The organism is Salsipaludibacter albus, from assembly GCF_019798055.1.
Classification (GTDB): Bacteria; Actinomycetota; Nitriliruptoria; order Nitriliruptorales; family Nitriliruptoraceae; genus Salsipaludibacter; species Salsipaludibacter albus.
Map to the genome: position 1 here is coordinate 87,063 of NZ_JAHOPH010000014.1, position 12,275 is coordinate 99,337.

The 12,275-nt window shown below is 72.9% G+C and carries 13 protein-coding genes; 5 read left to right on the forward strand and 8 right to left on the reverse strand.

What is annotated here, in order from left to right:
• Window positions 1–33: 33 nt before the first annotated feature.
• From KR546_RS10595 to KR546_RS10610, 4 genes are all read right to left on the reverse strand, one after another.
• The gene (locus KR546_RS10595) at window positions 34–1,785 is read right to left on the reverse strand and encodes a DUF5671 domain-containing protein (protein ID WP_238444679.1); all 1,752 of its coding nucleotides are present in this window, start codon (window positions 1,783–1,785) and stop codon (window positions 34–36) included.
• A gap of 49 nt (window positions 1,786–1,834) precedes the next feature.
• Window positions 1,835–2,437, reverse strand: a complete 603-nt coding sequence (locus KR546_RS10600; protein ID WP_238444680.1) for a hypothetical protein — start codon at window positions 2,435–2,437, stop codon at window positions 1,835–1,837.
• A gap of 140 nt (window positions 2,438–2,577) precedes the next feature.
• Complete coding sequence (locus KR546_RS10605; RefSeq protein WP_238444681.1) at window positions 2,578–2,901, reverse strand: ArsR/SmtB family transcription factor; 324 nt, start codon at window positions 2,899–2,901, stop codon at window positions 2,578–2,580.
• Window positions 2,898–3,389, reverse strand: coding sequence for an SRPBCC family protein (locus KR546_RS10610; RefSeq protein WP_238444682.1), 492 nt, complete (start codon window positions 3,387–3,389; stop codon window positions 2,898–2,900). Before KR546_RS10610 ends, KR546_RS10605 begins: the two co-directional genes overlap by 4 nt.
• A gap of 100 nt (window positions 3,390–3,489) precedes the next feature.
• Between KR546_RS10610 and KR546_RS10615 the strand changes: the two genes are divergently transcribed.
• A complete protein-coding gene (locus KR546_RS10615; RefSeq protein WP_238444683.1) occupies window positions 3,490–4,149 on the forward strand; it encodes a ClpP family protease in 660 nt (219 codons plus the stop codon).
• A gap of 128 nt (window positions 4,150–4,277) precedes the next feature.
• Window positions 4,278–5,465, forward strand: a complete 1,188-nt coding sequence (locus KR546_RS10620) for an MFS transporter (protein ID WP_238444684.1) — start codon at window positions 4,278–4,280, stop codon at window positions 5,463–5,465.
• A gap of 30 nt (window positions 5,466–5,495) precedes the next feature.
• Here KR546_RS10620 and KR546_RS10625 read toward each other — a convergent pair whose 3' ends face one another.
• Entirely contained in the window at window positions 5,496–6,677 is a 1,182-nt protein-coding gene (locus tag KR546_RS10625) for a sulfatase-like hydrolase/transferase (protein WP_238444685.1), read from the reverse strand.
• A 589-nt stretch (window positions 6,678–7,266) separates the two neighbouring features.
• The gene (locus KR546_RS10630; RefSeq protein WP_238444694.1) at window positions 7,267–7,743 is read right to left on the reverse strand and encodes a type II toxin-antitoxin system PemK/MazF family toxin; all 477 of its coding nucleotides are present in this window, start codon (window positions 7,741–7,743) and stop codon (window positions 7,267–7,269) included.
• A gap of 326 nt (window positions 7,744–8,069) precedes the next feature.
• Here KR546_RS10630 and KR546_RS10635 point away from each other — a divergent pair, with 326 nt between their 5' ends.
• Together KR546_RS10635 and KR546_RS10640 are read left to right on the forward strand one after the other, a co-directional pair.
• Window positions 8,070–8,258 carry a hypothetical protein gene (locus KR546_RS10635; protein WP_238444686.1) on the forward strand — a complete coding sequence of 63 codons (189 nt, stop codon included), beginning with the start codon at window positions 8,070–8,072 and terminating at the stop codon, window positions 8,256–8,258.
• A 52-nt stretch (window positions 8,259–8,310) separates the two neighbouring features.
• On the forward strand, window positions 8,311–8,847 hold the full coding sequence (locus tag KR546_RS10640; protein ID WP_238444687.1) for a hypothetical protein: 537 nt from the start codon (window positions 8,311–8,313) through the stop codon (window positions 8,845–8,847).
• An 11-nt stretch (window positions 8,848–8,858) separates the two neighbouring features.
• Here the strand turns inward: KR546_RS10640 and KR546_RS10645 are convergent, their stop codons facing one another.
• The gene (locus tag KR546_RS10645) at window positions 8,859–9,464 is read right to left on the reverse strand and encodes a hypothetical protein (protein ID WP_238444688.1); all 606 of its coding nucleotides are present in this window, start codon (window positions 9,462–9,464) and stop codon (window positions 8,859–8,861) included.
• A gap of 74 nt (window positions 9,465–9,538) precedes the next feature.
• A complete protein-coding gene (locus KR546_RS10650; protein WP_238444689.1) occupies window positions 9,539–10,021 on the reverse strand; it encodes a hypothetical protein in 483 nt (160 codons plus the stop codon).
• A 543-nt stretch (window positions 10,022–10,564) separates the two neighbouring features.
• Between KR546_RS10650 and KR546_RS10655 the strand changes: the two genes are divergently transcribed.
• Window positions 10,565–12,154: an HNH endonuclease signature motif containing protein gene (locus tag KR546_RS10655; protein ID WP_238444690.1), complete on the forward strand. Its 1,590-nt coding sequence runs from the start codon at window positions 10,565–10,567 to the stop codon at window positions 12,152–12,154.
• The last annotated feature ends 121 nt before the right edge of the window (window positions 12,155–12,275 follow it).

Below are 12,275 nucleotides of genomic sequence, written 5' to 3' on the forward strand. Positions count from 1 at the left end.
TTCCCGACACCCGTCGGGTCGGTTGGTTGCCCGTCACGCGACCGGGATGAACTCGAGTCCGTCGGGGCGGGAGACGACCAGGACGTGGTCGTCGCCGTGGCCGTCGAGGGCGGCGACCAGGCGTTCGACGGACCACGGGGGAGTCGGGCCGTCGGTGCGGACGAGCAGTGACACCTTGGCGTCGGTCGCGTCGTGCAGGGCGTCGACGATCGCGTCGTCGGCGACGCCGACCAGCGTGACCCGGGCCGGGAACCGGCGTGGCGCATCGGCGACGACCTCGCGGTCCTCGCGGTACACCCGCCAGTGCAGCGCGGCCACGGCCACCGACGTGACCAGGATCGCCACCGGGATGCGGATCGCGGACAGCGTCTCGGCGCCCGAGCCCCCGGAGAACAGGTCCTCGAACCCGATCACGACGGCCGACAGCAGGGCGACCAGGGCGGTCAGCCCGCCGATCCCGAACAGGGCGAACAGGTAGACCCGCCGGGTGGGGGAGCGGCGCTCGGCCGCGGCCCGGTCGTCCAGCTCCGGCGGCGGACCGGCACCACCCAGCGGGGGCGCCAGCGCCAGCCGCTGGACCCGGCTCCAGGCCCGCCACCACAGCGGGGTCCCGACGGCGAGGAAGGTCAGGGCGGCCAGCAGCGTGTTGACGGGATCGGTGCCGGATTCGACGACGCCCGGGCCCGCCACCACCTCCAGGATCGCCACCAGCACGGTCGCGAACCCACCGGCCGCGGCGACCAGCCCGACCCCGGCCAGGAGCAGGTCGTACACGCGGTCGACCTCGGTCCGGGCTCGCTCGGCACGGGGCGCCAGGATCGACCGGTGCCAAGCCCACACGGCACCACCCACCAGCATGGCCGCGACCGCGCCCGGCACCTCGTCGAAGTGATCGGCCGCCGTCGCGCTCGCGCCACCGCCCGGGTCGCCGACCAGCCACACCGCGACCAGCCACAGCAGGTAGCCGGCCGACGACACCGCCGTGACCAGCCCACCGAAGACCCCGCCCAGCAGGACCCAACCGTGCCACCAGCCGTCCCGGCGGCGCCGCATCCCGCGCAGCAGCCAGTAGGCGGTCCAGACGCCGGCGCCGACCACCGTGGCGGTGATCGCGGTCCACGGGTCGTCGGTCGACACGATCACGTCCCGGCCGAACAGCAGCGCCTCGACCCCCGCACTGACCAGCTGGCCGACCCCGACGACCAGCGTGCCCAGCCCGATCGCGGAACCGACGATGACCTGCAGGACGGCCCAGCGTTGCGATCCGACCAGGTGGTCCTCGAGCCAGCGGTACCAGGCCCACAGTCCACCCCACACCACGATGTTCGCCAGCGGCCCCCACGGCGTGGCCTCGCCACCCGTCAGCAGGTCGACCAGTTCGAACACGCCGACCATCGCCACGACCAGCGCGACGATCGCGACGACGCCCAGGTGCAGGCTCCAGGCGAGCGTCCGCGCCTCGGCACGGTCCCGGCGGGCCTGGCCCAGCAGCCACCACATCATCGCCGCGTACAGCGGCGCCCCGACCACGGCGAACGCCAACGGTGCGGCCAGCCGGTCGTCGTTGGGCAGCAGCGACGGCCCCTCCAGCGCGAGCGTCGCGAGCTGGGCGACCCCGGTGGTGGCGACGAACGCCAGTGACACCGCGATGAGGTGGACGAAGAACCGGCGGACGAGCTCGCCCCAGTCGACGTCGTGGCCACGCACCGATCGCACGACGGCCGCGACGATGCCGGCGAGCACCAGCAGCGGGAGCAGGGACCCGAACAGCCCGAGGAGCATCATCGTCGTGGCCCCCCGGTCGGGCGTGGCTGGGCGATCGCGGTGGTCATGCTCAGCCTCCGTTCGGGGAGGAGGGGTCGTTCCAGCACTCGTCCCACGGCCAGTCGTAGGAGGTGATGCGCCAGCCGTCGGGCGTGCGGGCCAGCCGCCAGCTCTCCTCGCGGCCGTAGCCCCCGTCGAAGACCGCGCTGCCGTACTGCTCGGTGACCTCGAGCACCACCACCGCGGTGTCGCCCTCACCCTTCGTGTCGAGCACCGACGCCCGGATGCGAGCGGATCCCAGCGTGTCGGCCCGGGGAGGGGGACAGCCCGTGTCGGCCAGCAGCGTCGTATCGGGGTCGCCGTCGACCATCGACTGGAGGAACGCCTGGACCGTGGCCTCGGGGCTGTCGGGCGGCAGGGTGACGGTGTCACGCTGGGTCACGACCAGCACCATCGCCAGCAGGACCAGCGCCCCCACGACGATCGCCACCAGGCCGGCGCGCGAGGTGGTCCGGGTCGTGGTCGCCGGCTCGGTGGGGGTGGCGTCCGTCGATGCGGGATCGGCCGGTTCGACCGGTGGCCGGCCCGCCGACGTCGCGTCCGGTGGCGGCTGGTGGTCGGGGACGTGCGGCGGCTCGGGTGGCCCGTCGGGTGGTGGCGGTGCGGTGGCCATGGGTCCAGCTCCGGTCGGCGGGCCGGCCGGCTCCTGCGCCAGCGAGGTGGGGGGGGCGTGGTGCCCCTGCGGCCCGGGGCCAAGCATGGCACACCGTGGCGCCGGCGGGCGTCAGGGATGACCCCGAGGGCCGAGGCTGGTCAATCGTCGCGCTCGGCCAGGTCGGCGAGGCGGTCGAGGCGTGCGTCCCACGTGGCCTCGACGTCGGCGATCCACGACCGGGCGGCCGCGATCGCGTCGCGGTCGAGCCGGTAGCGCGACTCGCGACCCACCTCCTCGCGGTGCACGACGCGAGCGTCCCGCAGCGTGGCGAGGTGCTTGGCCACCCCCTGGCGGGTGATGGGGAGGTCGCGCGCGAGCTCGGTCGCGGTGCGGGCCTGGCCCGACGCCAGCCGAGTCACGATCTGCTGGCGGGTCGGGTCGCCGAGTGCCGCCAGCACCTCGCCCGGGTCGGCGCGGCTCATGCCGCCAGTGCCAACAGTTCGTTCGCGGTCGCGCCGGTCGGGGTCGGGATCGTGCGCAGCGCGGCGGCTGCGACCAGGCGAGCCGGGACCGGGCGTTCGTGGATGGTGACGTCGGTGCCGTCACCCTCCGGGACCAGGTCGAGGTCGACCCGCGAGACGTCGTCGCCGTCGCCCCAGTCCCAGCCGAGGTGCCGACCCGGGCGGACCTCGCGGACCCGGGCGGGCACCGGTCCGCCGGGGCCGTCGAAGTGGCCGTCGTGGCCCGGGACCAGCTCGACGTCCAGGTCCCCGCCGAGGAACCGCCGGCGCAGGTCCGGGTCGGTGATCACCTCCCAGACGCGCTCCGGGGGCGCGGCCACGTGACGGCGCACGATCGCGTCGTGGCCGTGGCCGGGCGCGCCGTCGTCGGGGGCGGAGTCGGCGTCGGCATCCGGGGGGACGTCATCCGGGCGGGTGTCCGGGGACGGGTCGTGTGGCTCAGGCGACATGCGTTCCTCCCACGCAGATGTGCAACTCCATGGTTGCGTGTTGTCGGTCGTCCGTCCTAGGTTAACCCGCAACCGAAGAGTTGCGAGAGGAACTGGCGCGATGCTGCTGACGAGTCCCCGAGGAAACGACGTCCCGGACCGACCGGACGGTCCCGACCCGGACGGCGACGAGACCGCCACGCCGGGCCCGCTCCCGCACGAGCTGTGGGCGCGGATGGCACCGTACGAACGGCTCTACCAACGCCGGATCCTGTTCCTGCGTGGCCCGATCAAGGAGACCGTTGCCGACGACCTGATCGCGGCGATGCTGGCCCTGGACGCCGAGTCCGACGAGGACGTGACGCTGCACGTGGACTGCCCGGGCGGTGACACCTACGGGATGTTCGCGCTGCACGACACGATGCAGACCATGCAGTCGACCGTCCACACCCGCTGCGTGGGCCTGGCGGCGTCGGCCGGCGGGTTCCTGCTGGCCACCGGGACCGGCACCCGGTCGGCCACGCCCAACGCACGGATCATGCTGCACCAGCCGTGGGGCGGGGTGCCGCGCGTCGCGGCCATCGACCTCAAGACCCATGCCGAGCAGTTCCGCCACACCCGCACGCGGATGGAGGAGATCCTGGCCGAGCGCACCGGCCACACGGCCGAGCAGGTCCACGCCGACCTCGACCGCGACCACTGGCTGTCGGCCGACGAGGCCGTGGACTACGGCATCATCGACGAGGTCGTCCGCGGCCGGCGGGACACCTCGGCCGCCTGAGCACGGGGTCGCGGCACGGCCGTCGTCGGTGACACCGACGGTGGCGGGTCGGCCGGGGCGGGTCGACCGCGATGGGCGGACGTGTCGCTACCGTCACGTGGCTTGTCGTCGAGCATGCGAGGGTGGTGGTGACCGGGTACGTCGCGCTGCTGCGTCGGGACGGTGCCGGCATCCCGTGGGGTGCGGCGATCCTGTCGCGGGTCGTGCTGGGCATGTCGGTCGTGTCGGTGATCCTGCTGGTGCGCCGGTCCGGCTACGGCTACGGGACCGCCGGGCTGGCCGCCGCGGTGTCGTCGTTCGGGACGGCAGCCGCGACGCCCGTGTGGGGCCGGCTGATCGACCGTCGCGGGCCCGCGAGGCTGCTGTGGTGGCTCGGGGTCGGCTACCTCGTCGGGATGGTGAACCTGGCCGTGGTGGTGACCGTCGGGGCCCCGATCGGGCTCGTGCTGGTGTCGGCCGCCGTCGCCGGGATGCTGTTCCCGCCCGTGTCGGCCGTGGCGCGGGTCGGGTGGCGGCGCCTGTACGGGATCGAGCTCCGGGACCGGGCGTTCTCGCTGGACGGCGTCACCACCGAGCTGGGGTTCGTCACCGGCCCGATCATGGCCGCCGCGCTGGTCGACCTGGTCGCGCCGTGGGTGGCGGTCGTGGTGGCCGGGCTTGCCATGGCCACCTCCACCGTGCTGTTCACCCGGACCGACCTGGTCCGTGGGATCGCTGGCACCGTCGCGACGATCCGGGGTGGCGCCGTGCGGGTCCCCGCCGTGCGCGTGCTGATGCTGGTCTTCGGGCTGGTGGGCGTGGGGTTCGGGTCACTGGACGTGCTGGCGCCGGCGGTGGCCGAGGCCAACGGTCGGCCTGCCCTGGCCGGCGTGCTGCTGGCGGCGTTCGCGCTGGGCTCGGCGATCGGCGGGCTGGTGTACGGGTCGCGGTCGTGGCCCGGGACCCGCCACCGGCGGCTGCACGTGCTGACCACCGCCATGGTCGGGTCGCTGCTGGCGGTGACGTTCGTGCTGGACGACCTGCTGTGGTTCGGACTGGTCGCCCTGGTCGCCGGACTCGTGATCGCCCCGTCGGTCGTGATCATCTTCGCGCTGGCCGACGACCTCGCGCCGTCGTCGGTCGTGACCGAGGCGCTGTCGTGGCTCAACACGGCGGTGACCGCCGGGGCCGCCACCGGTGCCGCGGTCGCCGGCCAGTTCGTCGAGCACGTCGGCATCGCCCAAGCCGTCTACGCCGGCGCCGCCGTCATGGCCATCGCCTCACTCGTGGTCGCCAGATCCCGCACGACGCTGGACGCCGAGCCCGTCCGGGCCTGATCTGTCTTCGCGCGTGCCGGTTCGCCGACGTCACTCCCAGTCGGGGAGGTCCGCTGGCTCGACCCGGTCGTCGCCCTCCTGCACCATCCATGCCTCGTACGGCAGCAGCTGGGGCTCCGTCCCCCGGACGCAGGCAAGGACGATCCTCATGACGTTGGTCATGCCCAGGCGATCGGGGACCGTCTCCTCGCACTCTGGGCCGAGCCGAAGTGCCGAGAAAACCTCGAATCGCTCCGCCGGGACACCCCACAGCGCGTCGGGGTCCGTCCCGATCCCGGAACCGTGATCGCCCTGGATCACGACGATGGCTGTTGAATCTTCGCTCACGATGGCGTCGATGGCGTCGTTCAACTGACGGTTGAGACACTCGACGTCGGCCGCGTAGTCGGGTCCTGTCTGGACGACGTCCAGTTGGAGTTGCGTATCCGTCCTCAGAGCGCATTCGTCGTTCCAGAGGAAGGGGGGATGCGGGGACAGCACGTGGACGAACGCGAAGAAGGGGTCTTCCGGGGCTTGGTCCAATATCTCATTGACGACCCAGGCCGGGTCAGCCTGTTGCGCCACCTGGCGCCGACTGGCCCCGAAGGCCGATGGGTCCACCGGCGTCATCCGGACCATGGCACGGGCTGTCTCGCTCAGTGGTGACGGTCCGGAGACGCAGAGGTCCTCGAAACCCACGCACCGATTGGAGTCCCAGAGTCCGGGGGTCGCATGCACGAATCGGTATCCGTTCGCGCGCAGGACACGCACTGACTCGTTGTCGCCACTGATGAGTCGGTTGATGGCGGGACGGTCCACCCCCAGTTGCTGGGAGTCCTCGTCGATGAGGTAGTCCATCTCGAGCAGCGACGCCAGCGATGCGAAGGTCGCCGGGTAGTTGGAGCGGGCACGTTCCGGGACCACGAATCCTCGTCGCGCCAGCCCGTCGACGAAGGGCGCGATGTCGAGTCCGGCTTCCTCCCGGACCACCGCAGGACTCGTGTAGCCGTCCGTCAGGATCAGCCAGATGTTGCGTGCATCCGTGACCGGCATCGCGTCCTGTTCCGGTCCCTGGCCGGCAGCAACGTCGGGGGCCGCCGGCTGGATCGATGCGGCGAGGATCTGCGCCGCGGGAATCAGCGCCAGGCCGCAGGCGAGGAACGCCGCGTAGACCTGCACGACCCGAAACCTGCTGGCGACGAGGAGGGCGGCGGCTGTCAGCCCGACGGCCATCGCCCAGACGCTGGTCGCGCCGTTGCCAGTACCCCCATCCGGCTGCCAGGCTGACCACCGTCGGGAAGTTGAAGAACAGCCAGGTGAGCGGGCCGAGGAGTACCGCCACCCGACGAGCTGTCGCCCGGGATCGCCGGGATGTCACCATCACGACGAACACGAGGAGCAGGCTGGACAGTGCCCAGACGGTGGCAACTTCGCCCAGTTGCAGCTCGGCACCCTCATTGTGGGCGACGAAGCCCAAGAATGGTGCGGTGCAGAAGGCGAGCACGGTGACGAGGGCGGGGGCCAGGGCTGGCTCGGCCGCCCGCTCTGTTGCCCCCGCTTCACGGTCCCCGGTGTCAGATCCCGACATGGCCCCCAGACTACGGAGCACCCCGAACCGGACCGTAGGACGGCGGTCCCGGACACCGCGGCCGGGCCGGATCAGTCCGGTCGTGCACCCTGACGGGTTGAGCGGTGCCCGCGGCGCATGATCCGCGGAGGCCGTTCGGGGAGGCGAGCGGACGTGGTGGGGTCCGTCTACCTCACCAGGCCCAGGGCGGGGACTCGTCGACGTCCAGTGCGCGGACGAGGAGGATCGGGGACGTCATTCGGGCCAGCGGTAGCGGCCGGCCAGGGCGTGGGTGACCCGGTCGAAGCGGTCGCGGTCCAGGGTGGCGGCCTCGCGGCGCATGCCGTCCGGGTGGACCAGGAAGACCCGGTCGAGGGCGACCCACGACGGGCGGTGCTCGCCGTCCCACGCACCGGCACCCAGCGGCAGCCAGTCGCGCTGGCCCTCGCGGTCCCGGCTGGACAGCTGCAGTGCGAGGACCGTGTCGTCGTCCATCCGGGCGACCACCAGCACGGGTCGGTCCTTGCCGCGGCCGTCGCGCTCCTCGTAGGGGACCCACGTCCACACGACCTCGCCGGGGTCCGGGTCACCGTCGGTGTCGGGCGAGTAGGCGGTGTGGACCAGGTCGAGGTCGCGCGGATCGACCTCGGTGGTCGCGGACGGGCCGAGCTGGCCGGGGGAGTGGACCCCGTCGTCGTCGCTGCGTCGGCGTCGCTCGTCGCGGGCGCGGATGGTCGACGGGCCGGCGTCGTCGCCGGGCCTGGCGGTGCGGTCGCGTCGTGTGCCGCGCACGTCGTCGACCGTGGCGAGGTCGGGGAGGTCGATCCCGGCGCCGTCCTTGCGATTCGTCGGGCGGCTGTCCCGCCCCATGGCACGCTCGGCCGCCTTGGCCGCCGTGGTGGCGAGGTCTCGGAGGATCGTCCGCAGGGTCGTCATGCCGCCAGCCTAGGAGTGGCCGCATCGCGCCGGCACCGGCGCCGTCCCGACCGTCCGGCCATCGCGGCGACCGTGCGGGCTGGCAGACTGGCAACAACGTCACCGACCGAGCCGGAGCCGAGATGTACTGGTACTGCCTGCACCATTCCCGCGTGGAGCACGAGGACGAGGGGTGCGCCGACCGTCGTCGCCTCGGTCCGTTCGAGACCCGCGAGGAGGCCGCCGCCGCCCTCGACACCGTGGCGGACCGCAACGAGGAGTGGGAGAACGACCCGGCCTGGAACGACGACGAGGACGGCCAGCCGGCCTGAGGCGGGATCACGTCCCGACTGGGCTGCACCGGCCACCACGGGGGAAAGGACGGTGGCCATCGACATCATCCAGCGGCTCCTGCCGGGTGCTCGCCGGTGGACGGTCGTCGTGGCGGCGCTGATGGCGTCGGGCGGCTGTGGCTCGATGGGCGACGACCCCCAGGCCGTCCCCAGCCCGCCTCCCTGCCTGGACGATCCGTCCACGGAGGTGGACCTCGGCGCCCCGTGGTGGGGGTCGCACGAGCCCGCTCGCCTCGCCGTCGACGGGAACCGCCTGTACGTGCAAGCGGTCGAGTGGCCGGATCCGTCCCTGCTCGAGGACGGGCTCGAGGAGTTCGGACTCGGCAACTCACCGGCGCTGAAGCTCGGCGACGCCACCGTGGGGCTGCCCGACGTCGATCGTTCGTTCTCGCAACTGACGGACGTCGAGCACGAGGCGAGCGTGGAGGAGGACCGCGTGACCTCGCTGGACCTGCCACCGGGCGACTACTGGCTGCTGACGTCCAACTGGGTGCGGCTCCGGGCCTTCGCCTGCCGACCGGGCGTCGTGTCGGCCGTGACACCCGCCCACCGGCCGAGCGGGCCGTAGCAGGGCGTCCGTCAGTCGCTGGCGACCCGCGCGACGGCCACGGGTCCCGACCAGTCCGGCAGGTCGTCCGGGTCGGCCGCCATCCCCGGTCCGACCTCCCCGATGCTGGGGGCGACGGTGAGGCCGGCTCGTATGCCGATGTCGTCCGCACGACGGGTGCCGTAGAAGGTCCCGGGGGTGTTGAGCTCGAGGCCGTAGACCTCGCCGAACTCGTCGAGGTACCAGTCGGTGGTGTCATCGACGTCGTCGACGCCCCAGACCACCTCGACCCGGGCCGGGGTGCCGAAGCCGAAGGTCGACCCCGCGATCTCGGTGCGGTCGAGCTCGGTGGCCCCGGGAGGTTGGGTGAGGATGGGCTCGGCGGCGAGCGTGGGGAGCCGGCCGCTGCGAGAGCATCCCGCGAGGGTCAGGGTGACGGCGAGGACGGTGGCGGCCAGGACCAGGCGGCGGGGGAGGCTTAGGTTCGTCCGGCGTCGTGCGGTGGCGGGTGGGGAGGCGGGTGCGGAGGCGGTCCGGGGTCGGTCGGCAGGTGGCGTGGTGGGTGGCGTGGCGGGTGGCGTCGTGGGGATCCCGGTCGGTCGGCGGCCGTCACGACGGTGGTGGTGCTCGGTGGGCACGGCGTCCTCCGGTCCGGGGTCCCGAGTGTGGCGTGGATGCGTGGTGGCCGTTGTGCGGACGTGTGCGGCTCGGGTCACGAGTTCGGGTAGCGGGCGTGCACGGTGAGGTGGCCGGGGGAGGGCATCGTGACGCTCACGACGACCCCGTCCTGCATCACGGACACGCGGCACGTCTCGACGGGTTCGGGCCGCGGCGGTTCGTCGAGCTCGGCGAGGACGTGCGTGCGGACCTGCTCGCAGGAGTCACCCGTGGTGAAGTCGATCATGAGGTGGGCGCAGTCGTGGTAGTGGCAGCCTGGCCCGACGAACCTCGTGCCGGTCCTGGTCCTCCGGTCGGCTGTGAGATCGGCGACCACCTCCTCGAGCTGGGCGCGCTCCTCGTCACGGTCGCCGAGGAGTCCGGTGGCGACGTAGCGGGCGACCGGCAGCAGCTGGACGATGGCGAACACGACGACGGCGGCAACCAGCGCGATCATCGCCCACGTGCCCGTCTGGCGCATGCGGCGCATGGCGTCCGTGCTGTCGGGGGCGGTCCCTGCCGTGTCGGTCGTGGCCATTGTCTCGGTCCTCGGTGGCGTGGTCGTGGCGGGGTTCGTGGCGGGGTCGTGGTGGTGGCCGGGAGTGCCATGGTCCGGTGTCACGGTTCGCCCTGCGTCAGGGACGTCCCCGACGCGAGGCACCACGGCCGGCTCGGTGGGGGAGCCGAGCGATTCCTCGGTTTCCGCGTCCCCCCGGTGGCAGGGCCCCCCGCCGCTCGAGGTTCCGATCGTCCACAGGGTTGGTAACACGTTGCTTGACGTACTACGGGACGTCATCTAGTATACGAACACACGTACTGATGATCGGATGTGAATCACATGGCCACGGCCCTCCTCGCAGTCTCTCGACCGGCCGCCCGGCGCCCGGTGGAGGACGGGGTCGAGGGGCCGTTCGAGGGTCGGGTCGGGAGTCGGGCGTGGCTGGGCCGAGGGCGAGGGGCCAGTTCTGGAACGACTCACTCGCGGGCGGTGCTCGCGGCGGACGAGCCGGCGTCGTACTCGAGCAACGGTGGGGTCGAAGGATCGTCCGATGGCAATGAGCGCTTGGCGGAGGTCGTCGCGATGGCGGTCGAGCAGGTGGCCGGCGCCGACGTGGCGCGGCTCGGGAGCCGGGAGCTGCGTGAACGCCTGGGACTGTTGGACCGGCTCGACGGCGTGGTGGCCGTCGCCCGTGCCGACACGGTGCGCGCGCTCGCGATGTCCGGCGCCGTGGCCGAGGATGGTGCGGCGTCGACGACCGACTGGCTGAAGTCGACCACGGGGCGGTCCGGGCGCGAGGCTGCCCGCGTGGCTCGCCTGGCGACGGACCTCGCCGACCTGCCGGCGACCCGCGACGCACTCGCGAACGGCTCGCTGAACGCCGAGTCGGCCGACGCGGTCGTGCGTGCCACCCGGGACGGACGGATCGGCTCACCGGAAGAGGTCGAGGAGCAGCTGCTGCCCGTGGCGATGGAGGCGTCGCCCGAGGAGTTGCGCAGCGCCATCCGCGATCGCCAGCAGGCTGTCGAGGCCGACGCGATGCTGCGCGACGAGCGTCGTCAGCACGCCCGGCGGTCCCTGCGGATGTGGCGCGACGAGACGCGCACGTGGCAGGTCCACGGCCAGTTGGCCGACGAGGCGGGCCAGCTGGTGCGGACGGCCCTGGACGCGCTCGACCAGCCCGACGACCGGGACACGCCAGACGACCGGCGCCGCCGTCCTGACCAGCGGCTCGCGGATGCGTTCCATCGGATGGCGTCGAGGGTGCTGGACGCGGGCCTGTCACCGTCGACGGGTGGGGTCACGCGGCCGCACGTGTCGGTGATCGTCGACGCGTCGACCGTCGCCACCGAGCTCGACGACCTTGCCGACCTCGGCGACCCGTCTTCCCCCGATCGGTCGACCCTCGGCGGGTCGGCGCCTGACTCGTCGGCGTCGGTGGCGCCCCGGCCGGACGATCCACGATGGGCCGACCTGTCGCCTGGCGAACTGCCCTGGGGCGGCACCCTGTCGCCGCAGGCCGTGCGTCGGGTGTGCTGCGACGCCGCGGTGTCGCGCGTCGTGATGGACGGGCCATCGCAGGTGCTCGACGTCGGCCGGGCGACCCGGCAGTGGTCCGGCCCCCAGCGTCGCGCCGTGAACGCCCGCGACCGGCAGTGCCGGGGCCCGCACTGCTCCCGACCGATCGCCTGGACGTCGATCCACCACCTGCAGTGGTGGTCCGCCGGCGGCCGCACGTCGGTCGACAACGGCCTGGCGCTGTGCCACGACTGCCACCGACGCGTCCACGACCACGGCTGGACCGTCGACCTCGACCTCGCCACTGCTCGCGCGACCTGGACCTCACCGACGGGCGTGACCGTGGTCACCGCACCCGGGTCGGCTCGCAGTGTTCGTCCGGGTCGCCCAGACCGTTTGACCGACCAGTCCCGGGATCCGTCCGACCAGTCCCGGGATCCCACCGACCAGCCTTCGGGTCCGACCCGTGAGCCCCGGGGTCCGAGCGACAAGCCCCGGGGTCCGACCGAGACGTCCCGTCCCTCGGTGGAGGCCGCGGTCGAGCTCCGTGTCGGCGCGGCGATGACGGCGACGGGCAGCTCGCCCCCGAATGTCCTCACGCAGGGTCGATTTCCCGGGCTTGGTGGTGCGGGTGGAAAGGCGGCCGAACCCTGATGCCCCGGCCCCCAGCCTGCCGAGGGTGGGGAGCGGAAGCCTGCGGGGACGGCAGTCTCGTGCGGGCAGGTGTCGAGGGACCAGGTGTCGGGGGACCAGGTGCTGGGGGTCAGGAGGTGGG